Origin of the sequence: Polynucleobacter sp. MWH-Berg-3C6, assembly GCF_018881855.1 — a bacterium.
In the GTDB taxonomy this organism is placed as follows: domain Bacteria; phylum Pseudomonadota; class Gammaproteobacteria; order Burkholderiales; family Burkholderiaceae; genus Polynucleobacter.
Genome location: NZ_JACVPN010000001.1, coordinates 442477 through 467769, shown reverse-complemented (window position 1 = coordinate 467769; position 25293 = coordinate 442477). Strand labels below are relative to the sequence as shown.

General features: G+C 45.5%; 26 protein-coding genes and 1 pseudogene. 6 read left to right on the top strand and 21 right to left on the bottom strand.

Features of this window, described 5'->3' with window-relative positions; translation table 11 throughout:
* Positions 1–56 precede the first annotated feature (56 nt).
* From ICN13_RS02440 to ICN13_RS02400, 9 genes and pseudogenes are all read right to left on the bottom strand, one after another.
* On the bottom strand, positions 57–278 hold the full coding sequence (locus ICN13_RS02440) for a hypothetical protein (RefSeq protein ID WP_216138804.1): 222 nt from the start codon (positions 276–278) through the stop codon (positions 57–59).
* Positions 279–393: 115 nt separating this feature from the next.
* Positions 394–1041 (bottom strand): molecular chaperone, encoded by a 648-nt coding sequence (locus ICN13_RS02435; RefSeq protein ID WP_216138803.1) that lies wholly within the window; start codon positions 1039–1041, stop codon positions 394–396.
* A complete protein-coding gene (locus ICN13_RS02430; protein WP_216138802.1) occupies positions 1038–3128 on the bottom strand; it encodes a 4Fe-4S binding protein in 2091 nt (696 codons plus the stop codon). The genes ICN13_RS02435 and ICN13_RS02430 overlap by 4 nt, the downstream gene beginning before the upstream one ends.
* An 11-nt stretch (positions 3129–3139) precedes the next feature.
* Positions 3140–3688 (bottom strand): DUF3306 domain-containing protein, encoded by a 549-nt coding sequence (locus ICN13_RS02425; RefSeq protein WP_216138801.1) that lies wholly within the window; start codon positions 3686–3688, stop codon positions 3140–3142.
* On the bottom strand, positions 3688–4227 hold the full coding sequence (locus ICN13_RS02420; RefSeq protein ID WP_216138800.1) for a DUF3305 domain-containing protein: 540 nt from the start codon (positions 4225–4227) through the stop codon (positions 3688–3690). The genes ICN13_RS02425 and ICN13_RS02420 overlap by 1 nt, the downstream gene beginning before the upstream one ends.
* A gap of 14 nt (positions 4228–4241) precedes the next feature.
* On the bottom strand, positions 4242–5330 hold the full coding sequence (gene apbC / locus ICN13_RS02415; protein WP_216138799.1) for an iron-sulfur cluster carrier protein ApbC: 1089 nt from the start codon (positions 5328–5330) through the stop codon (positions 4242–4244).
* Positions 5331–5464: 134 nt separating this feature from the next.
* Positions 5465–6406 carry an anion permease gene (locus ICN13_RS02410; RefSeq protein WP_370622955.1) on the bottom strand — a complete coding sequence of 314 codons (942 nt, stop codon included), beginning with the start codon at positions 6404–6406 and terminating at the stop codon, positions 5465–5467.
* 80 nt (positions 6407–6486) lie between these two features.
* Positions 6487–7134, bottom strand: a pseudogene (locus ICN13_RS02405) (DUF47 domain-containing protein).
* A 67-nt stretch (positions 7135–7201) separates the two neighbouring features.
* Positions 7202–7396 (bottom strand): heavy-metal-associated domain-containing protein, encoded by a 195-nt coding sequence (locus tag ICN13_RS02400; protein WP_216138797.1) that lies wholly within the window; start codon positions 7394–7396, stop codon positions 7202–7204.
* 50 nt (positions 7397–7446) lie between these two features.
* On the opposite strand from ICN13_RS02400, the gene ICN13_RS02395 reads away from it, so the two are divergent.
* A complete protein-coding gene (locus tag ICN13_RS02395; RefSeq protein WP_216138796.1) occupies positions 7447–9720 on the top strand; it encodes a cation-translocating P-type ATPase in 2274 nt (757 codons plus the stop codon).
* 7 nt (positions 9721–9727) lie between these two features.
* Here ICN13_RS02395 and ICN13_RS02390 read toward each other — a convergent pair whose 3' ends face one another.
* Entirely contained in the window at positions 9728–10525 is a 798-nt protein-coding gene (locus ICN13_RS02390) for a DUF3047 domain-containing protein (protein ID WP_216138795.1), read from the bottom strand.
* A gap of 48 nt (positions 10526–10573) precedes the next feature.
* Between ICN13_RS02390 and ICN13_RS02385 the strand changes: the two genes are divergently transcribed.
* The 5 genes from ICN13_RS02385 to ICN13_RS02365 are packed head-to-tail and all read left to right on the top strand — an operon-like array spanning position 10574 to position 16115.
* Positions 10574–12070, top strand: a complete 1497-nt coding sequence (locus ICN13_RS02385; RefSeq protein ID WP_216138794.1) for a glycosyltransferase family 39 protein — start codon at positions 10574–10576, stop codon at positions 12068–12070.
* 50 nt (positions 12071–12120) lie between these two features.
* Positions 12121–13164 carry a lysylphosphatidylglycerol synthase transmembrane domain-containing protein gene (locus ICN13_RS02380; RefSeq protein WP_216138793.1) on the top strand — a complete coding sequence of 348 codons (1044 nt, stop codon included), beginning with the start codon at positions 12121–12123 and terminating at the stop codon, positions 13162–13164.
* Positions 13165–13182: 18 nt separating this feature from the next.
* Positions 13183–14442 carry a glycosyltransferase family 9 protein gene (locus tag ICN13_RS02375; protein ID WP_216138792.1) on the top strand — a complete coding sequence of 420 codons (1260 nt, stop codon included), beginning with the start codon at positions 13183–13185 and terminating at the stop codon, positions 14440–14442.
* A gap of 5 nt (positions 14443–14447) precedes the next feature.
* Positions 14448–15239, top strand: coding sequence for a phosphatase PAP2 family protein (locus ICN13_RS02370; protein WP_216138791.1), 792 nt, complete (start codon positions 14448–14450; stop codon positions 15237–15239).
* Positions 15240–15245: 6 nt separating this feature from the next.
* Positions 15246–16115: a 23S rRNA (adenine(2030)-N(6))-methyltransferase RlmJ gene (locus ICN13_RS02365; RefSeq protein WP_216138790.1), complete on the top strand. Its 870-nt coding sequence runs from the start codon at positions 15246–15248 to the stop codon at positions 16113–16115.
* A 21-nt stretch (positions 16116–16136) separates the two neighbouring features.
* On the opposite strand, the gene ICN13_RS02360 is transcribed toward ICN13_RS02365, so the two are convergent.
* The 11 genes from ICN13_RS02360 to ICN13_RS02310 all read right to left on the bottom strand — a co-directional run bounded on the left by ICN13_RS02360 (position 16137) and on the right by ICN13_RS02310 (position 25288).
* Positions 16137–16703, bottom strand: a complete 567-nt coding sequence (locus ICN13_RS02360; protein WP_216138789.1) for a heme-binding protein — start codon at positions 16701–16703, stop codon at positions 16137–16139.
* A 69-nt stretch (positions 16704–16772) separates the two neighbouring features.
* Positions 16773–17717: an LD-carboxypeptidase gene (locus tag ICN13_RS02355; RefSeq protein WP_216138788.1), complete on the bottom strand. Its 945-nt coding sequence runs from the start codon at positions 17715–17717 to the stop codon at positions 16773–16775.
* Positions 17714–18172 carry a tRNA adenosine(34) deaminase TadA gene (gene tadA, locus ICN13_RS02350; RefSeq protein WP_216138787.1) on the bottom strand — a complete coding sequence of 153 codons (459 nt, stop codon included), beginning with the start codon at positions 18170–18172 and terminating at the stop codon, positions 17714–17716. Before tadA ends, ICN13_RS02355 begins: the two co-directional genes overlap by 4 nt.
* Positions 18173–18637, bottom strand: a complete 465-nt coding sequence (gene queD, locus ICN13_RS02345; RefSeq protein ID WP_216138786.1) for a 6-carboxytetrahydropterin synthase QueD — start codon at positions 18635–18637, stop codon at positions 18173–18175.
* 48 nt (positions 18638–18685) lie between these two features.
* Complete coding sequence (gene queE, locus ICN13_RS02340; RefSeq protein WP_216139267.1) at positions 18686–19342, bottom strand: 7-carboxy-7-deazaguanine synthase; 657 nt, start codon at positions 19340–19342, stop codon at positions 18686–18688.
* A 21-nt stretch (positions 19343–19363) separates the two neighbouring features.
* A complete protein-coding gene (locus tag ICN13_RS02335; protein ID WP_216138785.1) occupies positions 19364–20077 on the bottom strand; it encodes a hypothetical protein in 714 nt (237 codons plus the stop codon).
* Positions 20077–20778 carry a hypothetical protein gene (locus ICN13_RS02330; RefSeq protein WP_216138784.1) on the bottom strand — a complete coding sequence of 234 codons (702 nt, stop codon included), beginning with the start codon at positions 20776–20778 and terminating at the stop codon, positions 20077–20079. The genes ICN13_RS02335 and ICN13_RS02330 overlap by 1 nt, the downstream gene beginning before the upstream one ends.
* Positions 20779–20800: 22 nt before the next feature.
* On the bottom strand, positions 20801–21598 hold the full coding sequence (locus tag ICN13_RS02325) for a ferritin-like domain-containing protein (protein WP_216138783.1): 798 nt from the start codon (positions 21596–21598) through the stop codon (positions 20801–20803).
* 53 nt (positions 21599–21651) lie between these two features.
* Positions 21652–22974: an NAD(P)/FAD-dependent oxidoreductase gene (locus ICN13_RS02320; RefSeq protein WP_216138782.1), complete on the bottom strand. Its 1323-nt coding sequence runs from the start codon at positions 22972–22974 to the stop codon at positions 21652–21654.
* 14 nt (positions 22975–22988) lie between these two features.
* A complete protein-coding gene (locus ICN13_RS02315) occupies positions 22989–23957 on the bottom strand; it encodes a B12-binding domain-containing protein (RefSeq protein WP_216138781.1) in 969 nt (322 codons plus the stop codon).
* 113 nt (positions 23958–24070) lie between these two features.
* Positions 24071–25288 carry a Coenzyme F420 hydrogenase/dehydrogenase, beta subunit C-terminal domain gene (locus tag ICN13_RS02310; protein ID WP_216138780.1) on the bottom strand — a complete coding sequence of 406 codons (1218 nt, stop codon included), beginning with the start codon at positions 25286–25288 and terminating at the stop codon, positions 24071–24073.
* Positions 25289–25293 lie beyond the last annotated feature (5 nt).

Sequence of the window (25293 nt, the reverse complement as noted above, 5' to 3'; positions counted from 1 at the left end):
AAAAGTTTTTTTATTTATTTAGTAACAGTTAAAACAATGTCTAGTAATGCGACTATTTACAGCATGGTGCTTTCGTAATACTTACGCATATGGGCGGTAATCGTTTGACCTTCGCCCTTGCCTTTTACGGTGCTACCAATTTCTTGGATGACGGCTTTGCCTATGGAGGTTTGTGAGGCGACTGCAACAGCCCCTACAGTAGCGCCCGCACCAATAAAGAACTTACGGCGTGAAGGCTTGTTTTCTTCGCTTGAAGCAACTTTGGATTTCGTGCTCATGGCATGCTCCTATTTAATTATTCTTGATCTGCAGCAAGTGTAATTCGTATTTGCATTTTTAGCATATATGTATATCTAAATGCATCTAAGGGTTTTCCCGCAAAATGACACAACATCAAATCATGTCGAAGCTCTGCCCCTCGATTGCCAGGAATTCTCTAGTCAGCGCGGCGATTGGATGATAGAGATGCATATCGGGAATACCCTCGATAGCATTACAAAAATCGTCATACCAAGGGCGAATGTGGTCATTGAAAAAAACCCTTTGATTTGTAAGGTTTGATATCTCGACATCATCACCAGCAATCAAGTAGCGCATCACTTCACACAGAGCTGAGATATGGTCTTCAGTCTCAGTCACCTCCTCGGCAGCCTCAAGACCAAATTCCTCAAGCGCCCTACGAATATTGACGAGCGGCTTCTCATTCAAGTGCCCCGCCATGTAATAGGAGCCATTTAGAACCACATTGGGCTTACCAACGCTGATGAAATTCAAATCAAACTCATCATGCCAAGCCTTTGCTGGATTGTTTTTTGCTACTTCAACCACATCCATCCAGACTTTTGCTAAAGGTGCCTCATCAGCAGCATCCTGTTGATTGGCGGTTGCAGCAATTTGATCCAGAAGTTCTTGATCTGGAGGTGATTGAAAAAATCTGGCGATTAAGCCATAGAGGTCAGCTCTAGCCAAATCCTCTGGTAAACCAACATCTCCCACCTCTGTTGAGGACTGATCTTTTGCTTCTTTTGAGATTTCGCTCATGTTTCTTTCTTCACCATATCTACCACTCGACAATCACCACACATCTTGAGTCTATCCATTGCCGCACCCGCAAATGCGCCATGGGCACCCAACTTAGTCAACATCAGATCAACCATCTTCAGGGTTCCAAAGGGCTTGCCGCAGCTAATGCAATGAAAGGCTTGAGTCTCGTTTAGCGTTATTCTTTGTTTGCGCTGCTCTACTGTTTGCAAACGGGGGTTCAATGTCAAAGCTTGCTCTGGGCATGTCTGAGCACAGATGCCGCATTGCACGCACTGCTTTTCGATGAATGAAAGGATTGGCTCATCTGGATTATCCAGTAGCGCACCCTCAGGACAGCTGCTGACGCAAGACATACATAAAGTGCAGGCATCCTTGTTGATATTGAGGCCGCCCAATAAAGATGAACTGGGTAGAGCAACGCCCGCCTCTGGCAATGGAGTCTTGGCTTGTTTTTGCAAATGCTCAAGCACTGCCTCAATCGTTTCACGCTTTTGATTGGATAAGCCAAAACTTGCAGGGGTGCAAATTGCACTCAAGGAGCCACGCTGACGCATAGCACCCATTGCTTTAGAAACTGTTTGTAAATCATCAGCTGATTGAGCCATGATTAAATGAATGCGCTCATCAAAGCCATAAGCCTTCAATATCGCATTAGCAAGATGAGCCTGCTCTTCAAGCGTTGCGCGATAGGCGGGATCTTCATCGCCACTTAAAAGCAAGGTTACCTCAGCAAAACCATAGCTGAGCGCACCCAGCCATAGATCCAAACCAGTAGAGGCGATATGCTCTATGCCATAGGGAATCACAAATGACGGCAAAGCCTCAAATTGTTTAGGCATTACATGTGCAACACGGCCCAAGCCATCAATCATTTGGGTGCCGGCCTTTAAGGTATGCAAAAGCAGACTTGGCGCAGCAGCTTGATTCAGCTTTTTAGCTTCTGCAGTAAATACGGTAGCGATTTTTTTTAACTCTTTACCTTGATGAGGCACGCTAGGATAGTTGTAGCGCATTGCACCTGATGGGCAAGCCGTAGAACATGCTCCACAACCCATGCAAAGATTAGGATTTACCTCAACACTGCCTTGGCCATTCTTAAATAAAGAGCTGATCGCACCAGTCGAGCAGACATCAATACAAGCACTACAACCTACTTTACCGTTGCGGCCATGGGCGCAAATTTTTTCGTTGTAGACAAAATATTTTGGCTTCTCAAACTCACCCACCATCTCTAACAATTGATTGACTACCAATGCTTGATCTAGCGGATCCTTACCCGGAGCGAAATATCCCTGTGGCGTTTGGCTCATGCGCATTTTAGGATCAACACGTAAATCCAAAATTAGATCGAATTCTGCATTACGCGCACGCTCCTTGCGATCAAAGGAGATTGCGCCAATACTTGCACACGCAGTCACACAGGCACGATGTGACTTACATTTATTCAAATCAATCTGAAACGAGAGGTCAATCGCATTCTCTGGGCAAGCTTCAACGCAAGCGCCACAACGAGTACACATCTCTGGATCAATTGGATTTTCTAGATCCCAATCAACGGAAAAATTACCGAGGTAACCATCTAGCTTAGTAACTTTGCCTGTATATATCGGATAGTTGCGTACCAAAGGCAAATCACCGGGCTCGGTACACAAAACAGAAACATCTAATGAAGCGCCGAGCTTTTCTGCCCAATGCAGTGCTAAAGACCCTGCGCCAACAATTAAGAGTCGGCCTTGGCTTTCATAATTGACAACTGGAACAGGCTCAGCTTCCGGCATATCCGCCAAAGCAAGTAATGCGGCAATCTTCGGCCCGGATAGTTTGGCCTCTTGAGTCCAACCAGCAACCTCACGAATATTGACAAAACGCAGTGGGGCCACTAAAGCTTTTTCTGACTGCTCCGCTAATTCATTAAATAGCGCGCCCTCTTGGGTGCAAGCAATAACCAAAGAATCCGATCCATCGAGCGCCTTTAAAAAAGAGCCGACCTCTTGTCTGCATAGAGACTGATGCACTGGAACGCCAAGCGCCTTTGCATCCAAAGGCATGGTGCCATTGCAGTTACATACTAATTTTTGACTCATGCACTATCTTCTTAAGTTTTTTTCTGGGCAGGCTCTATGGGCACTTCGTCCAAGTGAGCAGATTTTATCTGCGCCGTTGAATCTGTGGATGTTAAATCAGTTTGGCCCGGAACTTCCAAAAGCTTCTCATTTGACTCAGAGGACGCCGTTTGCTCTTCTGCCTGCTTTTCCCCATCAGCCGGAGACTCAGACTTACTGAAAAGCTTGAGCATATCGCTTTGCACCATTCTCTCAAGCATGCCTGGAGGTAAAGGATCAGGCTTTGAGTAGTCATCTATATAGATGTCTAGACCATCCATCACATTGAAATGTGGATCGGTGAACATCTTTTTGAGTGCGGCCTGCTGCACAGCGGGATCTAAATCTGGCTTCATAAATGCAGAAAAATCAGGATCGAAACGATCGATCTTCTCCACATCTTCTAAGGTTACCGGTGGCGGAGCTTGCTCCTCAGGAGAAATAGGCGCTGGGCTCTTAGCAACTTCTTTGGGCTGCTCTACCGGATCATCCAACTTTCCAGCTTTGCGCTTAGACCAGCGACTTAAGAAACTATCAGCCATCATTCCTCCGCTGGACGCTGGGCGCCTTTGAATGAAGCTGGCTTATGTCGTTTTTTAGGTTCAGGCCGATAGTTTTCGTTTACGTATTCTTGCAACCAAGAGGCATGTTCATCAGTCATCGGAACGGTATCAACCGATTCTCCACCATCAAGCAATCGGGCAGCCTCGTTATAACTTACGCAAATGCGATGCGGGACTGCCATGTTTGATTCAACTCTAGCGAGGGGGAGAGATTGCTCGTCAATATAACGTTCAATATCTTCTTCTAATCTCCACATTACAAACCATGCTGGTGTAGTCGCCGAAACATTGAGGTAGTAACCTTCAGTTTCATCAGGGAAAAGATGCAATTCAAATCCGGTAAACAACCAAGATTCTCCATCCTCATCCCGCCCGAGAAACTGACCTGAAATCGAATTACTTTCTAGATTTTGAGGATTGAATTGCCCAAAATCAGGCAAGACCTCCCGAGGCACCCATCGAAATGAGACCCATGGGTTGTCCAGATTTTGTTTACGCATCACTACTGCAAAGCGCATAAATACTCAGGGCCTTAAGTGTTTTGAACAACAATGCTTGGAAATTTACTACTCATATCTTTTGACAGAGTGGCAACACGAATGGCAACTTGTCGAGCGATGTTCTTATAGATTGCACTAATAGCGCTATCAGGATCGGCAACTACGGTTGGACGTCCAGCATCAGCCTGCTCACGAATGGATAGATTCAGTGGTAACGCGCCCAAGAAATCGACGCCATATTCTTTACACATTTTTTCACCACCGCCCGCGCCAAAAATATGCTCCTCATGCCCACACTTTGTACACACATAAGTACTCATATTTTCAATAATGCCGATGATGGGTACGCCCACCTTCTCAAACATCTTTAATCCTTTGCGAGCATCCAACAGTGCAATATCCTGAGGGGTGGTCACAATCACAGAACCAGTAACAGGCACTTTTTGCGAGAGGGTCAACTGAATATCACCAGTGCCTGGGGGCATATCCACAATTAAGTAATCCAAATCACGCCAGCGAGTTTGACGAAGAAGCTGCTCTAGAGCGGAGGTCACCATGGGGCCGCGCCACACCATAGGTGCATCTTCTTCAATCAAGAAACCAATGGAGCTGGCTTGTAAACCATGGCCTTCCATTGGCTCAATTGTGTTTTCTTCAATAGATTCTGGTCGGCCCGTAATGCCGAGCATCATTGGCTGACTTGGTCCATAAATATCGGCATCTAATATTCCGACTTGTGCTCCTTCTGCGGCGAGCGCCAAAGCCAAGTTCACAGCAGTAGTCGATTTACCTACCCCGCCCTTACCACTAGCAACAGCAATAATATTTTTAACGCCAGGCAATAACTTCACTCCGCGCTGCACCGCATGCGCAACAATTTGGCTACTGACATTTACACTGACATTTTTAACGCCAGGCAATTCTCGCACAGCATTAATGACAGATTTACGAATCAAGTCAAACTGACTTTTAGCGGGGTAACCCAAAACGATATCGAATGAGACATCGCCATCTTCAACACGCAAATTCTTGAGATTTTTAGCTGTTACAAAGTCAATCTTAGTATTGGGGTCCAGCAAATTCTTAAGAGCCCCTTGAACAGCTTCTACAGTAACTGACACTACTTTCTCCTATACCCAGTCATTCTGAATAAACCCTCAGAATTACTTTTGTTAATTTCTATTGAATAGCAGCTAGATTAACCGCACCAGCGAAAAATTGCTTAAAAGGAGGCTAATCGCTCTCGCTTTTGAATTTAGAAGATGAGCAGGCTAAGGTAATAAACAATCATCGACATCAAAGCCGTTGCCGGAATCGTAAAAATCCAAGCCCAAATAATGTTTCCTGCCACACCCCAACGAACTGCACTAGCTCTTTGGGTCGAACCCACACCAACAATAGCCCCAGTGATTGTATGGGTAGTAGATACTGGGATACCAATTGCAGTAGCAGCAAACAAAGTAATAGCTCCACCGGTTTCAGCACAAAAACCGCCCACTGGTTTGAGTTTAGTTAACTTCTGACCCATGGTTTTCACAATTCGCCAGCCACCAAACATGGTGCCTACAGCGATTGCAATGTAGCAGGAAATAATAGTCCAAGTTGGTGGCATTTTTGCGCTCGCCTCTGCATAACCAGTGATGATCAACAGTAGCCAAATAATGCCAATCGTTTTTTGAGCATCATTACCGCCATGACCCAAGCTGTATGCACTAGCTGAAACCAATTGCAAACGACGGAACCAGCGATCTGTTTTTGCCAGGTTAGCATTTTTGCAAACCCAGGCTACCAACAACATCATTAAGGAGCCAAGCAAGAATCCAACAAACGGAGAAATAAAAATAAAGGAAACGGTTTTAATAATGCCCGACCAAACCAGGCCATCTGTACCCGCTTTAGGCAAGGCAGCGCCGACTAAGCCTCCTATCAAAGCATGCGAGGAACTTGATGGAATACCGTAATACCAAGTGATGACATTCCAGATAATGGCGCCAACTAGAGCGCCAAAGATCACATGCAAATCAACTGCTGCAGGATGAACAATGCCCTTACCTACTGTCGCCGCAACGCTCAGATGGAAAATAAATATTGCTAAGAAGTTAAAGAAAGCTGCAAATACTACCGCCTGCTGTGGCTTGAGAACACCAGTAGAGACAACTGTTGCAATAGAGTTCGCTGCATCATGAAACCCATTCATGAAGTCGAAACCAAGCGCTAATATGACTAATAGCGCTACTACCCAAAAAGCTACTTCTGTCGCTGGCAATTTAATTCGCCTTAAGAGTTTTCAAGAACGATGCCTTCAACCAAATTGGCAACATCTTCACATTTATCAGTAACTTCCTCGAGCAATTCGTAAATACGCTGGCACTTAATGAGTTCGCGCACTTCAATATCTTCGCGGAATAATCTTGTAATAGCAGTTGATAGCAAGCGATCAGCGCCAGATTCAAGATGGTCAATTTCATCACAAGTCTTAAGGGCTGCCTTAGCAACCTCTGGATCAGAAATATCCTTTAAGGCAGCAACTGCATTTCTGACGCTAAGGCAGCACTAGTTACATAACTCAGCCATCTGCAGCATTTCAGGAGTCGTTTGCTTGACATCGTACAAATGCATTGCTTCTGTACCATTCTGCAATAAGTCAGCCACATCATCCATCGTATTGATCAGTGAAAAAATTTGATCACGATCAATCGGGGTGATGAATGTTTTATGTAGGCGGCGATGTACTTCTTTCACTACATCATCACAGGCATGCTCTGCCTTATCCACCTCTTGCGTGTACTTTGCACGAAGGGCTTCATCGTTATAGTGTTCAACAAACTTTAAAAAAGATTCTGACGCTTCAACAATACTGTTAGCGTGCTGATTGAACAGCTCGAAGAAATTACCATCGTGAGGCATTAACTTACTGAAGAACATAAATCACGATCCTTTGGGAACAAAAAATACGGGTTTTGTTAGGTTTGCTGACATTCTAAACAAAAGCTTAATTAGTAACGGGAAAGCCGGCATCTGTTATAAGCTGGCTGGCCTGGGCCTGGGATAGAGTGGTATCAAGGGAGACGGTCTGAGTAGCTAGATCTGCTTGAACCTTGGCGCCTGGGTCCTGGGCTTGAATCGCCCGAGTAACAGCATTAATACAGCCCCCACAAGTCATTCCAGATACTTTTAAACTCAACATATAAGCCTCTTATTAGTGAATAGGGTCGTATGGAGTAGATTATCTTCTATATGAACACCCAAAAAGAGATCAATTCTGAGTTATTTACTCTAGATATAGGCGGAATGACCTGCGCATCCTGTGTGGGTAGGGTTGAAAAAGCGCTAGATAAGATCCCCGGGGTTGAAGCTGCAAGTGTCAATCTAGCGACTGAACAGGCCAGAATTCGTCTGAATGCATCATCGCCGACAAAAATTGAAGAAGTCATTGCGGCAGTACAAAAAACTGGTTATGAGGCCCAACTAAGCAGCTCTCACGCAATTGCTGCAGGCAAGCCCTCGCAATCTTTTTGGGGCAGTGATGGCCTGGGAAGGGTGTTACTAGGTTTTGCTCTTTCGGCCCCATTATTTTTACCAATGCTTCTCATGCCGTTCGGGATTCATTGGGCGCTCTCACCAAAATGGCAATTACTATTAGCAAGTCCAGTGCAGTTCTTTTTAGGGTGGCGCTTTTATAGAGCCGGTTTTAAGTCCCTCATGTCTGGCGCTGGCAATATGGATCTACTAGTTGCACTGGGAACTAGTGCTGCCTATGGTTTAAGTATTTATCAAATGCTAGCTTCAACCCATGCAGCACATGAACTGTATTTTGAGGGATCAGCAGTCATCATTTGTATGGTCCTTTTGGGCAAGTGGCTAGAGGCTCGCGCCAAACAACAAACCAGTGAAGCCATTCGAGCGCTTCAAAAGCTATGGCCAGAGCATGCCAAAGTTCTCAACCCTAACATCGAAGTCGCAGAGGGTGCCCCACTAGATCAATATCGCGACCTACCACTAGAGCAGGCCTTTCCTCAAGATCGTGTGTTGGTATTACCAGGCGAACGGATTCCAGTGGATGGTCTAATTCTGCTTGGTAGTAGCCATGTAGATGAATCACTGCTGACTGGTGAAAGTGCTCCCGTCAAAAAATCCATTGGCCTCAAAGTCATCGGCGGATCCCTTAATGGTGAAGGCGTCCTAGTCATTGAAGCCAAAGCTGTCGGCGTTGAAAGCGTCCTCTCTAAAATTATCTCTTTAGTAGAGGATGCGCAAACTCAGAAAGCACCAATTCAAAAATTAGTTGACCAAGTCAGCGCAATTTTTGTGCCGAGTGTCATTGTGATTGCCATCATCACAGGATTAGTCAATTGGTTTTATTTGGATTCTGCATCAATCGCAATCTTAAGAGCAGTGTCTGTGCTGGTGATTGCTTGCCCATGCGCTCTTGGTTTAGCAACACCTGCGGCAATTATGGCGGGAACTGGCGTTGCGGCACGCTTTGGTATTTTGATTAAAGATCCCCAAGTACTTGAACTTGCGCATCGCTTGAACATTATTGCCTTTGATAAAACAGGAACACTGACGATTGGCAAACCCAGACTTCTCAATTTAATCTCATTTACCAGCTCGATTGATGATGACACCATCTTAGCTAGCGCTGCAGGTTTGCAATTAGGCAGTGAACACCCTTTGGCTAAAGCCTTGCTAGATGCAGCCAAGCAAAAAGGAGTGAGCCCCATCCCACCTTCAGAAAGCAAAGCACTACCAGGCATAGGCATTAGCGGCAAACCTGGTACTGGACCATGGGCTGGTCAAAACCTCTACTTACAAAGCATTGCGTCACTAGAGGCAAATCCCAATCAGGCGAGCATTATCCAAAAAGCTCAAGCTTGCTTTGAGGCGGGGCAGACTGTCTCTGTATTAATGAATGAATCCACATCAACACCAATTGCGATTATCGCTTTTGGCGATGAGCTTAAAAGTAATGCCAGCGAGTCCATTGCTACCTTACATAAACTACACATTCGTACCGTCATGCTCTCTGGAGACAATACTGCAGCAGCAAATCGAGTGGGTCACCTCATCGGTATTGATGAAGTCTTTGCGCAGGTCATGCCAAATCACAAAGCAGACATTATTCGTCAATTACAAGCATCTGGAAAGAATGGTCAACAACATTGGGTTGCAATGGTGGGTGATGGTGTAAATGATGCACCTGCTCTTGCTACAGCAGATGTTGGCATGGCGATGTCTACTGGCACAGATGTTGCCATGCAGGCCGCAGGAATTACTTTGATGCGTGGAGACCCTAGCTTAGTTGCTGATGCTATTGATATCTCCAAACGCACTTGGAAAAAAATTCAGCAAAACTTATTTTGGGCTTTCATATTCAACTCCACTGGAATTCCCCTTGCTGCTCTAGGCTATCTATCGCCAATGCTGGCAGGAAGCGCCATGGCACTTTCCAGCTTTTGCGTACTCAGCAATGCATTGCTACTAAAACGCTGGCGCCCCGCTCACCCCTAAGAAATCTTTATTTAGAATTTTTGCGAATGAGTTCAATATCGCCGTAAATAGCGCGCGCTTCTGATTTCGTATTATCGGTATCAGTCAACAAGGCGATTCCAATAATCTCGCCCGGAGCTTCGCCATAAGCTAGTTTGTAATCAGCAGCAAGATCACGCTGATGTTTGTGCCAGCTGCCTAAATTTTCCCAACCAGAGTCGACCACAATCATCTTGATGCGCGAGGTGTGCGCATTGGTAATAATGGTATCTACCGGAGATTTACCAGACCAGATATACATTAGCGTTGCATAAGGCATCTCTTGACCGCTAATGAGGTTGGCCATTTCAAAGTTCATTTTTTCTTTTAAAGGCAACTTGGATTTATTGCCATCAAACGCCACCAGAATTCTGAGAGGTGCATCATCATGGTAACGCTCTGAATTGTCTGCTTCGGGAATAGCGCTCAATGCTTTCCACTCCCACTGTAGCCATAAATTATTTGCTTGCCTTGGACGCAGCTTTACCGCCAAACCTGATGCAGATGTTTTCGAATTAGCGCTTAGAACAGTCCTACCTTGATAATTCTCGAGGCGGTAAACGGTATTCTTTTTATGGGGTGCTATACGATAAAAATTCCAGCCATTTGGGATGCCAGCACGAGCAGTCTCAGCAGAAAATTTAGGCAACTCATCCTGCGCTGTAAGCTTATTAGAATCAAAAGCCTGCCCAGACTCATCTTGAACTGACCCGCCGCCAAAACCGGCACAGCCAGCCAAAGCTAGCAGCACAGAGAGCATCAAGAGAGATAAAACACGTTTGATCATATTGTTAATTGTCCCAAAGAATTCCCTGAGTAAGTCTAAAATCGGTTTATGCGTCATCAATCACCTTCAAGCTGGGCCGCAATCTGCATTTGCCTAGCAGCGCTAGTGCATTTTGCCCTGGGTTTCTCAATTGAATTCTCAGTTGATGAAGCGCACTACGCCTTATATGCTCAGCATTTAGCTTGGAGCTATTTTGATCACCCGCCATTGGTAGGCTGGATCCAGTGGCCACTGGTTGCCCTTACCTCATCGGAGGGCTTAATTCGCTTAGCGCCTGAATTTCTCTGGGCACTCGCCTGTTTTTTGGTTTACCAAGTCACATTAGAAATTCACCACTTCATCCAAGGTAGAAACTCGGGCTATCTCACCAGCGCACTGCCTTCTGCCAACACTTGTGGTCTGATGGCTGTTCTAACTATTATTGCTGCGCCAATGCCTCATGTTCTGGCAATTGGTTTGTTACCAGATACTTTGTTGGCACCCTTAAGTCTTGGTCTGATGTTGATGGCACTGCGTTGGTTAATTCAAGATCACTTCACGATTGGCGATTGGCTCTTGACCGGCGCATTACTTGGATTAGCTGGTCTAAGCAAATACACCGCCATCTTTACCGCCTTTGCTCTTCTACTGGTATTTGTTAGCGCTCGTCGAAAGCCTTGGATTGGAAAAATAGGGTTTTGGCTAGCCGCCCTTCTAGCCCTACTCTTCATTGGTCCTGTCCTGTATTGGAATTGGGTCAATGACTGGGTTTCATTCAAATACCAGATCGCTCATGGTAGCGGTGGTGAATGGTTGTGGCGCAGATTAGGTGCATTCCTTGGCATCCAGATTATTGCGTTTGGCCCACTACTTATCGTGGGTAGCTACGTCTTTCTCAAAGACTGTATGCATACAACCAAGCTTTCTTTACTGTCTTTGCTTGGATTCTTCTTTATTCCTTTTATTATTTTTGCAAGTCTTTCTGGTGGTGGTGGACTACCCCACTGGACAACTCCTGCATGGTTTTGTTTGGCGCCATTTGCCGGCATTGGTTTAGCAAAGGCGTGGTCCATTCAACATCGCACCGTCATACGTCTTTTATTGATATTGCAAATTACGCTTTGCCTAATCGGCTTTGCATTTGTCTTATCTGGCGGTATTAGCTCAGCATCCATGAAATCCAATCCAATTGCCGATCTTTATGGTTGGAAAAGCGCGGGGCAAAAAGCAGCTGAATTAACTCAAGCTACTAAAGCAGATGGCATTGCCGTACAAAACTGGACATTGGGCAGCCGCGCTGCCTGGTACGCAAAACCGATCCCGGTATTTGTGCTTGATCAAAGAAAAGACCAATTTGATCTCTGGTTTGGACAACTTCCTTCGGGAGCAAATATCCTGCTAATCAATTGGTCTGGCATGGCGTTTTCGCCCCCCATTGCTCAGAAAGCAGGCTTTGAACGCTGCGAGCCTCTAGATAGCCTAGAAATCCAGCGCTTTGGCCAGGTATTGTCCAAATTTGACTTTAGCCTGTGCAGTAATTGGCAAGGGCCGTCCACAACAGAGTAATTCCCCTCAAATTCAGGACCTTAGGCGCCCAAGGCATTATCCTTACGCCTATGAGTTCAATACCGCAATCCACCCCTAAAACCCCTTCCGGGTGGAAATCAGTTCTTAAGCGCGCATGGCCGACGATCCGGATTTTGCTTTCAATTGCACTTCTTTGGAAGGCAACTAGCGGAATTGATTGGCATGCTCTTTTAGATTCAGAAATCAAAATGGAGCCAATTTGGTTTTTAGCTGCTCTGGCTAGCATGATGACCGCCTTTGTTTGTGGTGGTTACCGCTGGGGATTATTTATGCAGGCAGTCGGATTTCCACGTCGTATTCATTCCTATATCGGCCTGTATTTTGCAGGTGGATTAATTAACCAAGGCCTACCAAGTACATTGGGCGGTGATAGCTATCGCGCCATCACAGCAACCCATCTTACAAGCTCAGGAAACTTCAGTGACCGCAAAGAGTTGGACGAAGAGCTTCATCATGCAGTTGATCTGGGGCATGCAACCCCTAAACTCCGCCTAAGCTTTGCAATGACTTTAGTTGATCGCCTTTTGGGTCTAGCTGGAAATAATTTATTAGGTGGTATTGGTTTAATCATAGGCGGCGCAACTCTTGCTGCCTGGGGTCAAGATTTAGGCTATGCCGTCTTAGGCATCATGCTTTTGGCAGGAGTCCTGATCGCCTTCATCCTGGCATGGTCCAAAACCAGACAGCTATTACAAACAATGTTAGACCGTCTGCAAATGAGTAATGCAATGCCGGGCATTCGACTGGCATTTTCTTGGCCAACCAATATTGCACAGGCCTTTTTAGCTGTTGGAATTCACTGCCTGACCATTCTGACGCTATTGTTCTGCATGAAGGCCTATGGAGTTGATGCGCCAATTGAGGGTTTGATGATTGGCCTACCGGCATTGAGCCTGCTACTCATGTTGCCCATTAGCATTTCAGGATGGGGCTTGCGGGAAGCGACTCTTTCCTCTGTATTAGCACTATGGGGTGTTAGCCCCTCATTAACAGTGTTGGCGTCTATTAGCTATGGTGCAATTACTGTTTTATCAGTGCTACCTGGCGCATACTTTTTACTAAAACGAAAATAATTTCTTTAGAGCAAAACTATGACTATTAGCGTCAACACCATGCGTGCAATCGATCATTGGGTCGGTGTGCCGCTCTGCGCAATCGCTAGTCCTCTAGTCGCTGTCATGGATGGAGTAAAGAATATCTTTGGTAGCGAGCCGGAGACTCCCAAGAAATTACTTTTTATTGAACTCTCAGAAATGGGCAGTGCAATTTTAGTTGACCCGGCTATGCGTAATGCGCAGGCCCGTGGCGCTGAACTTTTCTTTCTCATTTTTAAGAGTAATCGCGCCAGCCTAACTCTACTCAATACTGTCAAACCAGAAAATATTTTTACGATTGATTCCTCTAGCTTGGGTGGCTTGATTAAAGACACCTTACGTTTTTTAATCATCGCCCGACGTCATCGCATTGATACTGTGATTGATTTAGAACTATTTTCACGTTTTACTGCCCTACTAACTGGCTTATGTGGCGCCAGACGTCGCGTGGGTTATCACATCTTTCATGGTGAAGGCTTGTGGCGCGGCTTTATGCTTACCCGTAAGGTGCACTACAACCCACATATTCACATTACTAAGAACTTTCTTTCTTTAATTCATGCTGCTTTTGCGAAACACATTGAAGTGCCATTTAGCAAAATTCAGATCCCAGATTCTGAAGTGCGCTTAGAGCAAGCCGTGATCAACCCAACAGTCCTTGAGAATGTTCGAGAGCGAATTGAAAAATTAGCTAATGAAGCTGGGGTTGAATATATTCCTGGCAAGAATCGCTTAATTCTGATTAATCCCAATGCTAGTGATTTATTACCACAACGCCGTTGGGCACAACAGCGCTTTTCAGAATTGATTCAAGGAGTTCATCAACAATATCCGAGTGATCTCATTTTGATCACAGGATCTCCTGCTGAATTTGCTTATGTTGAAAAAGTTCGCACAGTCGCTAATGTCAAAAATGCCCTCAACTTTGCTGGTCAAGTGAGTTTTGCAGAGTTGCCGCCGCTTTATACCCTTTCAGATGTTATGGTGACGAATGACTCTGGCCCAGGCCACTTCTCAGCAGTGACGCCATTAAGAACAGTTGTTCTCTTTGGACCGGAAACCCCAGCTCTATATGGCTCCATAGGAAATTCTATTGCAATCACAGCCAACTTAGCATGCTCTCCATGCGTCAGTGCTGCAAATCATCGCAAAACACCCTGTCACGATAATGTCTGCATGCAAGCGATTACCGTTGCTCAAGTTTTAGAAAAAGTTGCCATTCAATTACAAGATGCAGATCAGGCTAAGGGTCGCTAAGCAGGATGGGTAAAAAGGCAATTCCAGCATTAGCTTGGTTCATTCCATTAGCCCCGCTAGCACTCGCATTTGCAATCTATTTTGGTGAACTCCAAAACAGTAGCTTTCTATTTCTGAATCAGTTAGCAAGATCGCTGCCAGATACACTTTGGGCATGGCTGACATTCTTGGGTAATGGATGGGGGGTATTTGCGATTGCATTTCCGCTCCTTTTGCTGGCACCTCGTGCATTGAGTGCAGCAGTTTTTGCCGGCGTTCTCAGCGCCCTTACCAGTCCACTGCTAAAAAATTATTTTGCCCTCCCAAGACCTGCTGGAGTTTTAACGGAGGGTAGCTTTTACCGCCTTGGGGAGCCACTGCTTCATAATGCATTCCCCTCTGGCCACACTATCACTGCTTTTGCTACGGCCACTGCACTATATTTTTCTTGCGATAAAGACAAACGCAAACCGGCATTGCTCCTCTTTTTTATTGCAGCTCTTGTTGGTTTATCTCGTAGCGCCGTTGGGGCTCACTGGGTAACGGATGTATTGGGTGGCGCAGGATTTGGGATGTGGTGCGGGATGCTCGGGGCTTTATTGGCCAGCCGCGTCCCTGAAAAATACCTCTCTCCTCAAGGCATCTGCTTACGCATTGTGGCGATTGGCGGCATTGCTGCCATCTATGCCCATCTCACGCAAATCATGGATCATCAGCTCAACCAGCCGCTGCAATATGCCTCCGTGGTCATTTTGCTCATAACCTTGGTTTTATTTATTAAAGCTCAGTTTAATAAATCGCCCACTCGCTCAGAGTGATTCACTATGTTTAGCTACCGACATGCGTTCCACGCCGGCAGTCACGCCGATATTCTGAAGCACCTCACACTGATTCATTTGGTTGAATATCTTCAGGAAAAACCTGGTGCCCTAACGATTGTTGATACCCATGCTGGTGCCGGAATCTACAGCTTAAAAGATGGCTTTGCTGCTGTGAGTAATGAGGCTGAGGGTGGAATATTTCGACTACTCAAATTTATTGAAGCAGGCAATCCAGCTGTAGAGAGTATTCGCAAGTATTTGGAGTTTTTTTATGCAGAAAATGTGGATGGCGAACTTGCTACCTATCCAGGCTCTCCTTTTATCTTAGCTCGCCTACTTCGGTCACAAGACCGGCTCAAGTTATTTGAACTTCACCCCAAAGAAATTGACATTCTTCGGCACAATATTGGCGAGCTAGAGCAAGCTAAGCAAATCGATGTTTATGCCGCAGACAGCTTTAGCAGACTCAAAGGTTTGCTTCCGCCGCCCAGCAGGCGTGGGCTAGTTCTGATTGATCCTTCTTACGAAGACAAACAAGACTACCGTTATCTTGAAGCGGCGATGGAAGAAGCTCTGCAACGCTTTGCTACTGGCTGTTATGCAATTTGGTATCCCATTCTCTCTAGGAGAGAATCGGCAGCACTCCCAGATCGCATGAAAAAAATTGCTGCGAGCCATAAACGCTCATGGCTTCATACGGAGTTGAGGGTTGAGAATGCACCTGGTGAGCGACGTCTTCAGGCAAGCGGCATGTTCATCATCAATCCACCCTGGACCCTAGAAAAACATTTATCAGAGGCTCTCCCCATTCTGACTAAAGCATTAGGGGTAGATGGTGGCGCTCAATTTTTACTGAAAAGCTTCGAAGCTTAGAGAATTCACTACAAGAAGTTGCTAGTCGCGAATATCAATCATGATTTCATTGCGACGCATAAAAGGTATCGACCAGGGTGGGTTATAACGAGCAAATCTCGGAACGCCAACTGCTTGAAGATTTTTACTCCGCATCCACTCTTCTAGCTCTAATGTTTTTTCAGCGACCTTATTCTCACTATTAAAGCCAGTAAACATAATCACTGCACGCTTTACAGCTGGGATCTGACGCAACTGAACTCTCGGATTCAGAGGCTTTGGCAGGCTTTCCATGGTGTATTCAGATGGCATTACAAATGAAACGGTCCATTTGCCAGCATTTGATTCAATATTCACCGGGGCTGTCATGGCAATCTTTGCACTCTTAGGCGCTTGCTCTTCAACCGCCACTGGTACGGTCATCGCAATTTTTTCACTGACCTGATTCTGCCCAAAGATATAGCCAGCAATCAGTCGAAAGCCCTGACTTGAGGCCTCGTCTAAGCTGCCTTCTGTTTGCGCTTCAGCCAATATCATTGGCGCATATGACCTCAGTTCAAATGGAGGTGTTTTTTCTAAAACAGAATATTTAGGCTCTTCGATTGCCATTACAGCCCCCATAAAAGTCAGCGCAATAGCGCTTAGAATAATTCTCGAAAGAAGCGATCTTAAGCACATTTACCAGGTTGCTTTAATGGTAAATCCGCTAGGACTGTAATCAAGGGTTGCTTGAGCACCCATAGGTAATGTGAGCTTGTTGGCTTGATGACCAAATGGTAGATCCGTCAGCATTGGAATACTCTCCGGCAAACGCTTACGGATTGCCTCAATTGCACTCTCTAATGAATACTCTTTGTCGTTATCGTATAAACGATAAGCAGAGAAGCCCCCTAGAAGGATGGCTGATTGGTTACTGAGTATGTTGGCATCCAGTAACTGCATCAGCATGCGCTCTATACGATAAGGATGCTCATTCACATCCTCTAAAAATAAAATGCCATTCTGGGTTTGCTGCTGAGATGGTAAATAGGGAGTTCCCACGAGACCAGCTAAGACCGTCAGGTTGCCACCCCATAACATCCCTGTAATTTTGCTGCTACCGGAGTTCGCCAGAAATGATTGTGATACAGATACGCTGCAATCGAGTTTTCGCTCTTGAATGGAAGATTGAAAGTGTTGCCACATAAAGCCATCAGGCTCAATTGCCTTGCCAGCCTCATCAATCTTGCCAAAATCAAAATTTAGCATTGGTCCGGATAAAGTGATAGCGCCGGTTTTAGCCAACAAACCCAGTTGAAATGCTGTGAAATCACTGTGCCCGCAAATTTGCAATCCGCTGGCAATTGCTTTAGAAATACCAGCCCAATCAATCCTGGGAAGCAAGCGATGAATACCATAACCACCACGCATCGCCATTACTAGAGTCTGAGGATCTAGAGTCACGAGATTATTCAAATCACTTAAGCGCACCTCGTCGCTTCCTGCAAAACGCTCATGTACACGCTTCACACATTCTGCATTCTCAATAGCGATACCTTGACGCTTTAGCCAGTCGATCCCAGCTAAAGGACTTTTATCATCGAGACTTGCTCCAGAAGGAGCAATCAAGTGAATAGCTTTCAACGTCGCTCCTTAAAGAAATCACGTAATAATTGACCGCACTCCTCACCCATCACCCCACCCTCAATAGCAGTCTGATGATTGATTTGTTTGGATGAGAATACATCTAAAACACTACCAGCGGCACCTGTTTTTGGATCCGCAGCCCCATACACAATACGGTCTACTCTAGCATGCAGCATGGCACCAGCGCACATTGTGCAAGGCTCCAAGGTGACATAAAGAGTGGTCCCCGGTAAGCGGTAATTTTCTTCAGATAAAGCCGCTTGTCGAAGCGCTAACATTTCAGCATGGGCGCTAGGATCATGATTGGTGATGGGCTTATTAAATGCTTTAGAAAGCACTACTCCATTACGCACGATGACAGCACCCACAGGAACTTCACCAGCAATGGCAGCTAACTGAGCCTGCTCTAGAGCCTGCTCCATAAATTGGCGATCAAGCTCTGCTTGTTTCATTTAAGGGTGATGTACATCAGCCCAACAATTGGGGGTCTCGTATAAACGGAGAGCAGAAAGCTCAAGGCGCCCACCAAAAGCCTTACTAAAAACTGGCTGCAAAATACCAAAGGCGGCATTGGCTAAATTTTCAACAGTAGGAACATGCTCCATCACTACGGTCTTGTGATTGGGTAATGTTGACAAAAATGCAACCAAACCTTCATCCTCTTTGGCCACCAAAAATGCATGGTCCCAAAGGTCAACAACGTATTGATTGGTGAGGCGCTTGATATCCCCAAAATCGAGGACCATACCATCATCAGCTTTGCCAGGATGGTCTGCAACTTCCCCGGTTAGAGTGACTTCAATCGCATAACGATGCCCATGCAAATGCCTACATTGCCCATCATGATTGGGAATGCGATGTCCTGAGTCAAATTCAAGACGCCGGGTAATGGAAATTGCAGGTTGTTTACTTGTCATTCAGGTCTAATCAATACGTTACTGGACTTAGCTAGATTATCGAATACTTTAGCGAATACCGATGAGTTTATGGGATTGGAGGCTTAATCTCCAAAGCGGACGTTTTTGACAGAGGCTAATGGCTAATTCAGTATTCATTTTGAGGTTTGGCCCATCCATGGGCTGTAAGAAGCGATTGCGATAGTCCATCTTCTCAAAACGAGCCAATAACTTCTCCAATGAGTCTTGTCCTTCTTGGGGAATTACTAACTTAAGCTCATTCGCCTGAAGAACAATTAAGTCAGAACCTGCTTTGGGGCTGACACAAACCCAATCAACCCCTTTGGGAACCTTGATGGTGCCGTTTGTTTCAATTGCAATTTCAAAGCCTTTTTCATGCAGCTCTGCAATGAGCTCGTCATCTAACTGCAAAAGTGGCTCTCCGCCTGTAAATACGACATAGCGCTGCTGAGGTCCTGCTGAAGTACTTTTCCACGCAGACTCAATTGCATTTGCGAGATCAATAGCAGATTCAAACTTTCCACCGCCATCACCATCGCTACCTATAAAGTCGGTGTCGCAAAATTTACAGATGGCAGTCGCCCGATCCTCCTCGCGACCACTCCATAAATTGCATCCAGCAAAACGGCAAAAAACGGCAGCTCGTCCAGTGTGGGTGCCTTCGCCCTGAAGCGTAGGAAAGAGTTCTTTAACGGTATACACAATGCCTCTATTTTAAGCGCATTGTTACTTCCAGGAGATTAGCTCCCATTGGAGATAATCTTCCCAGTAAGCAGTGGTCCAAAAGTCACCAGACATTAAATAGCGTCCATACCCTCTGCGTATGACCCAGCGCCCAATTTCGGGGGCAAGCCATAGATCCTCTTGACGATAACTTGCCATCCTAAAGACGTCATCACTTTCAAAAGAAGGTATTTCATTATGGTATTGAATCGTCAGAAACTTTCCTGCTGGAACTTGGATTTGCTCCCAATTATTCGCCACCATGCTTAGCCCCCAATAATAATTAGCGTTTGGGTAATTCAGCACTTGATACTTGGTGTTATAGAACCGAGACCAACCTACTTGTAATTGCTCCGGCCAAAGAGGGATTCCTTTTTGAAATGTCTGGGGAGGATTCCAATGGGGATCTTGCAAAATGACGCCCCAAGGCGATTGGATTTCATCTGGTAGTTGACCGGCATTCATTCCCGATCTTGCAATACGAACTTCATTACCAACCGAGACAACTCTCTCAGTTACGGTATCAATAATGGCTTGATTAAATACATTGCGAACCTGATATACCCATTCCTGCCCAACTTTGGGCGCCCTAACGACAGGTGGAGATGTTGGCTGCGCTACGTTCACGCCCTCAGGAAATGGTTGCGCAGATATACACCCCGCCAAAATAATTGGCAGGAGCAAAACTAGAAATTTTCGTAAGCGGTCTGTTTTCATTATTTATAAGAGCTTAGTTGCCACTGATAACTACCCTCTTGAAACACAGCACCGATTGAACCTGCTATTTGATAGGAGCCTGATGCCTCTCTTGCGACCCAACGGCCAATTTGAGGAGCAAACCAAACTGTTTCTTTGCGAATGCAATCAACGATATTCGGATCCGAATTTTCAAAATTGATCAGAGTTTGAAAACGGAGTGCAATAAAAACTCCTGCAGGAACTGTAATCTGCTCCCAGCCCTGCACGCTCATATACTCCTGCCAATTCATTCTTGACTCAGAAAAACCAGGAATACTGTACTTGGTAGTAAATTGCTTGCTCCAAGCAGTTGAGAGTTCAAGCGGCCATAGCGGTAATGAGGGGCTAAAGTTCAGCAAGCGTGGCCATTGCGTATCAGTAGCCACCATGCCCCAAGAGGTTTGAATCTCACTAGGGAGCATCGCACCATCTGCAGAACTGCGATCGAGGACAATAGTCGAGCCAATTTTTGAAATACGCTCCGTAATAATCCCAAGAGTCTTTCCATTAAAAACATCTTTCTTGATGTATGTCCACTCTTGACCAATTTGTGGAGGACGAATCATCGGAGTCGGCTTGGGAGAAGCAACGGGAAGACCCCTCTCATAGGATAGAGGCACGCCACATGCTACCGGAGCTAATGCGGCCGATGCAATGAATGTTCGACGAGATAAATTCATATATTCTCCAGACGTTTTCTAATTATGTTCCAAGTAGACTTAATTCTTCAGTAGTAAATCCTGCTTCCTTGCGAGCCTCTAAATTAAATGGCCCCCTTAATGCAGGAGCACGATAGGCTTTAGCTAAATCTTTATAGGCTTTGATTGGCGATAGCCCGTCCTTGACGCATAAGAAATTAAACCATTGATTGCCAATCAACACATGCCCCACTTCATCTCTTAGGATAATTTCTAAAATCTCAACAACTTGAGCATCCTTAACTTGTTTAAAGCGATCACGAATAGCAGGCACCGCATCCAAGCCTCTGGCCTCCATAGTCCTAGGGACCAAAGCCATTCTGGCAATGACTGCATCTGCAGTCCTCTCAACCATCTCCCACAAACTATTGTGCGCAGGAAAATCACCGTAAGCAACACCGACAGATTGCAAATGATCTTCTATCAAACTAAAGTGGTAAGCCTCTTCCTTTGCGACCTTCAGCCAATCTGCGTAGTATTGCGTTGGCATATCAGGAAATCGCCAGATTGCATCCAGCGCAAGATTCATCGCATTAAATTCAATGTGGGCCAGTGAGTGCAGCAAAGACAGCCTGCCTTCAACGGTATCCATCTTTCTTTTGGGGACGGTTAATGGAGGAACTAACTCCGGCTTTTGCGGGCGCCCAGGAAGCATGAGATCTTTTGAATTTAAAGCAGCAGAAACATCCAGAGCAATGTGCTGTTGATCATAATCATCAAATAGTTTCTGAACCCGAGAAACCTTCGTTTTCGGATCTGTGATAACTAATATTTCAAGGGCGGTTTGGCGTAGCTCCAACATTTACAACAGATATCTCAAATTCAATGGGGGAAAACAAAAGTGCACAAGGCTGACTAGTGCAATTTTACAATTGAATGTGTTCTACGATGAATCAATCGACTTAGGGTGTCTAGAAAAACCTTAAACCAACCATGCAAAGCTAACTGATGTAGCTTGTAGAGGCTGATATACATCAATTTGGCGAATAATCCCTCAACCATCAGACTTCCGCCAATGAGACCGCCCATCATGCTCCCCACGCTGCTGTACTCCCCAAGCGAAACCAAGGAGCCAAAATCTCGATACTGATAAGGTTTTAGGGGTTGATGATGAATAATTCGGTTGATTTGTTTATAGAGGTGCGATGCCTGTTGATGGGCTGCTTGGGCCCGCGGCGGCACAATACCTCCCTTGCCATTATTTGCCTCAGGCCAAGGGCATGCAGCACAGTCGCCAATAGCAAAAATATTTTCATCTAAAGTAGTTTGCAATGTTGGTAAGACTAAAAGCTGATTGACGTGATTAGTCTCTAAGCCGCCTATACCTTTTAGAAAATCGGGGGCCTTCACTCCTGCAGCCCAAACAATCAGCTCAGCTGGTATCTCCTGACCATCGGCAAGCACTACCTTATCTGCTTGAACTTGTTGCACCTTGGCATTTGTCATTACCTTCACGCCAAGATCAGTCAATAGTTTCTCTGCCGCAAGCGAGATCCGCTCTGAAAGGGCTGGCAAGATTTTAGGAGCGGCTTCGATGAGGACTACTTTCAGATCTTTTTCAGGATCAACTCTATCCATTCCGAAAGAAATGATGGCGCGCGTTGTGCGATGCAGCTCGGCCGCAAGCTCAACGCCAGTAGCTCCTGCTCCAATAATCGCAACCTTTAATTGATGCGGGGCTAATGCGCTAGTTTGAGCTTGGGCCCTTAGGCAAGCATTCACTAGGCGAAGATGAAAACGTTTAGCGTCGCCCAAGGACTCTAGTCTTTGAGCATATTGCTCAACACCCCGAGTTCCAAAGTCATTGGTGAGGCTACCAATTGAAATGACTAGTGTGTCATAAGGAATGGCTTGGGTAGGTGTAACCAACTCACCCGACTCATCTATATAGGGCGCTACCTGAATTTCTTTCTTTTCCCTATCGATGCCAACTAGCTCACCCAATCGAAACCTGAAATGGTGCCAATGGGCTTGAGCAATGTAATCTAGCTCTTGATCGGCAAGATCCATCGATCCCGCTGCTACTTCATGCAGCTTTGGTTTCCAGATATGCGTTCTATTTTTATCAACTAGGGTGACGGCTATCTTATCGGCACTATAGCTATCGCCCAACTTGGTGGCTAATTCAAGCCCACCTGCCCCACCACCTACAATCACTATTCGATGCGCACGAGACATATTAAGATTTTGAACTAGCGCAATCGCTCAACGTAAAAAGTGGCTTTCTCCAGCGCATCCTCAGCATCCATTCCCACCATATCTGCGCCGAGATCATCGATGAGCTCAGGAAATTGATTAAATACTGGGCTGCCTATGATGACACCTACATTGGGATTCTTTGATTTAGCTTTGATGCTCTTAATCAACTCTTTGAGTTGCGGAAATTGCTCCCGAACGCTGGCTGATAAACCTACAACATCAAACCATTCATTGGCAGCCATCTGAATAATTTCTTCTTCTGTCGCAGCCAACTCGCCCCAAATTCGCCATCCAGCTTTGGCAAAGAATTCAGAAACCATAAACAGGCCTAAGTTGTGCTGAGAGCCAGGCAACGGTACCAACATAATGCTAGAGCCCGTTTTATTTTGCTCAGCATACTGTTGGAATATCGGACTTAAGTCATACATCAACTGCTTAATACGCCAAAGTCCTATGGTCACATCTGTAAAACTGGATTCATCCTCCTCCCACATTTCCCCGAGCTTTCGAGCAACTGGGGTTAGCAAGAGCAAATAAATATCTTCTAAGCTTGTTCCTGAGGCATGAATCTCTTTTACGAAATTAACGGAGGCACGCGCATCCTCCTGGAGGACTAAAGCAGTTAACTCAGCAATAATTTTTTCATCGGCAATTGCCTTTGCTTGCAAATCCTCAGGAATGGAAGACTCAAGATGCTGCTCAATGATATGGGGCAGTATGTTGCCCTCAATCGTTTTGACTAGGGACTCGAGATACTCACTTTCTGTACAAGCTTTTTCAAGCGGGTGGATATCTTGCTCTTTTTTAAAAGTTGTCTGCGATGGCGCATTAGATACCAGGCAATCTTCCCACATCCTATCTGATGTCTTTGATGACTGTTGTTGGTCCAACTTAAAGTCATCCCGCTTGGATTTCTTTATAAACCCTGCAATGCTCACCAGCCTAGATAAATTCATGAACATCACCAGATCAAGTCACGGTCTCAAAAAGACTTTTGAAAATTACCGTGGCTGCCTAAGAGCCTATTAATTAGAATCCTTACGTTATAAATTCTTTCTGAGAAATTCACAAACACTTAACTGTAGGTGCTTTCCCTAGAGTCCTTGATTTCATCGTTTCTAGGTTCTAATCCGTACTTCCGGACAACTTGCCAAACATGACTTGGCACCATATTCTTAATTTTGTGCGGCGCAATATTACGCAAATGAATGACGGACTCAATAGCCTTCATTTCAACTCTCGCTTTTGCAAACTCCAGACCACGAGGTCCAAATCTCGGCATCACCCAGGCAAAAATACTTCTCATAAAGTTAGGCATTCGTTGCAGGGGTAAGCCTCCAGCAGCCAACTCGACATTCTTCATAAAGCCTTTTACTGGTCCCAAGCGGTTTCCGGCTGACTGCAAAGCTTCAAGATGGATTTCCAGGCCCAATAACTTGGCAAGTTCCTGGCCGCGCGCATTCCGTACAATTAACCACTGCTCTCCTGTGCCGGCCATATACCCAACCGTAATATCCGAAAGCGAATTGACGTAGTCAACACAGGTCTTACAAGTGGTCGGGAAAAAATCACCTGGCAAATCTGAAAGTGGCAGCTTCAAAAAAGGAATCTCCTGAATACGTCCATCTGCAAAACGTAACTCGACGTGGTAATCGGCTCTAAATTCTAAGTAAGTGATTTCTTCTGGCTTCTGAGATAGCAAGCCTAAAAAATGGTGAAAATTTTCTGTGGTTGTGTTGTCCGAGCAAGGTGAGCCAATAATGAATAATTTTTCAAAGCCCAATTCTTTCTCAAGCGCTCTGGCGGCGTAAACCTGGCACGGTATGCCAACCATCGCAACCCTTTGGTGACCCAGCTCTTTGGCTTGTTCGAGGTATTGAACAATGGGTGCGTAACCCATTTTCATTCCCCTACAAAGCTTCATATCCTGAGCGCGATTAATAATCACTGGTTGAGGTCGCCATTTATCCTCTGGATCGGATGCCATCGTGATCACCGCATCCACAAGGCCCCGCTCTAACAATAGCTCACATAATCGAGTAATAATTCCAGTCCACTGAGCACCTTCTAAAGGTTGATTTAATCGGGCCCTATACATCTGTAGATAAGTACCAAAAAAGACTTCATCTGAGTCTCCAGCATTGCGAACTCTGCCATGTGTCGAGATCTCAAATTGTGGGTAATTTGGTTGAATAAATTGACAAGCAGTGGCACAACGCTTTGGTTGTTTTGTTCTAGATACTCCGCAGTCAGTACACAACTCGCGAAATGGGGCAATCTCAATGGACTCCATTGTCG

Coding starts and splice junctions, on each gene's coding strand:
- ICN13_RS02440 (WP_216138804.1), bottom strand. CDS start 278: ATGAGCACGAAATCCAAAGTTGCTTCAAGCGAAGAAAACAAGCCTTCA.
- ICN13_RS02435 (WP_216138803.1), bottom strand. CDS start 1,041: ATGAGCGAAATCTCAAAAGAAGCAAAAGATCAGTCCTCAACAGAGGTG.
- ICN13_RS02430 (WP_216138802.1), bottom strand. CDS start 3,128: ATGAGTCAAAAATTAGTATGTAACTGCAATGGCACCATGCCTTTGGAT.
- ICN13_RS02425 (WP_216138801.1), bottom strand. CDS start 3,688: ATGGCTGATAGTTTCTTAAGTCGCTGGTCTAAGCGCAAAGCTGGAAAG.
- ICN13_RS02420 (WP_216138800.1), bottom strand. CDS start 4,227: ATGCGCTTTGCAGTAGTGATGCGTAAACAAAATCTGGACAACCCATGG.
- ICN13_RS02410 (WP_370622955.1), bottom strand. CDS start 6,406: ATGAATGGGTTTCATGATGCAGCGAACTCTATTGCAACAGTTGTCTCT.
- ICN13_RS02400 (WP_216138797.1), bottom strand. CDS start 7,396: ATGTTGAGTTTAAAAGTATCTGGAATGACTTGTGGGGGCTGTATTAAT.
- ICN13_RS02395 (WP_216138796.1), top strand. CDS start 7,447: ATGAACACCCAAAAAGAGATCAATTCTGAGTTATTTACTCTAGATATA.
- ICN13_RS02390 (WP_216138795.1), bottom strand. CDS start 10,525: ATGATCAAACGTGTTTTATCTCTCTTGATGCTCTCTGTGCTGCTAGCT.
- ICN13_RS02385 (WP_216138794.1), top strand. CDS start 10,574: ATGCGTCATCAATCACCTTCAAGCTGGGCCGCAATCTGCATTTGCCTA.
- ICN13_RS02380 (WP_216138793.1), top strand. CDS start 12,121: ATGAGTTCAATACCGCAATCCACCCCTAAAACCCCTTCCGGGTGGAAA.
- ICN13_RS02375 (WP_216138792.1), top strand. CDS start 13,183: ATGACTATTAGCGTCAACACCATGCGTGCAATCGATCATTGGGTCGGT.
- ICN13_RS02370 (WP_216138791.1), top strand. CDS start 14,448: ATGGGTAAAAAGGCAATTCCAGCATTAGCTTGGTTCATTCCATTAGCC.
- ICN13_RS02365 (WP_216138790.1), top strand. CDS start 15,246: ATGTTTAGCTACCGACATGCGTTCCACGCCGGCAGTCACGCCGATATT.
- ICN13_RS02360 (WP_216138789.1), bottom strand. CDS start 16,703: ATGGCAATCGAAGAGCCTAAATATTCTGTTTTAGAAAAAACACCTCCA.
- tadA (WP_216138787.1), bottom strand. CDS start 18,172: ATGAAACAAGCAGAGCTTGATCGCCAATTTATGGAGCAGGCTCTAGAG.
- queD (WP_216138786.1), bottom strand. CDS start 18,637: ATGACAAGTAAACAACCTGCAATTTCCATTACCCGGCGTCTTGAATTT.
- ICN13_RS02335 (WP_216138785.1), bottom strand. CDS start 20,077: ATGAAAACAGACCGCTTACGAAAATTTCTAGTTTTGCTCCTGCCAATT.
- ICN13_RS02330 (WP_216138784.1), bottom strand. CDS start 20,778: ATGAATTTATCTCGTCGAACATTCATTGCATCGGCCGCATTAGCTCCG.
- ICN13_RS02325 (WP_216138783.1), bottom strand. CDS start 21,598: ATGTTGGAGCTACGCCAAACCGCCCTTGAAATATTAGTTATCACAGAT.
- ICN13_RS02320 (WP_216138782.1), bottom strand. CDS start 22,974: ATGTCTCGTGCGCATCGAATAGTGATTGTAGGTGGTGGGGCAGGTGGG.
- ICN13_RS02315 (WP_216138781.1), bottom strand. CDS start 23,957: ATGTTCATGAATTTATCTAGGCTGGTGAGCATTGCAGGGTTTATAAAG.
- ICN13_RS02310 (WP_216138780.1), bottom strand. CDS start 25,288: ATGGAGTCCATTGAGATTGCCCCATTTCGCGAGTTGTGTACTGACTGC.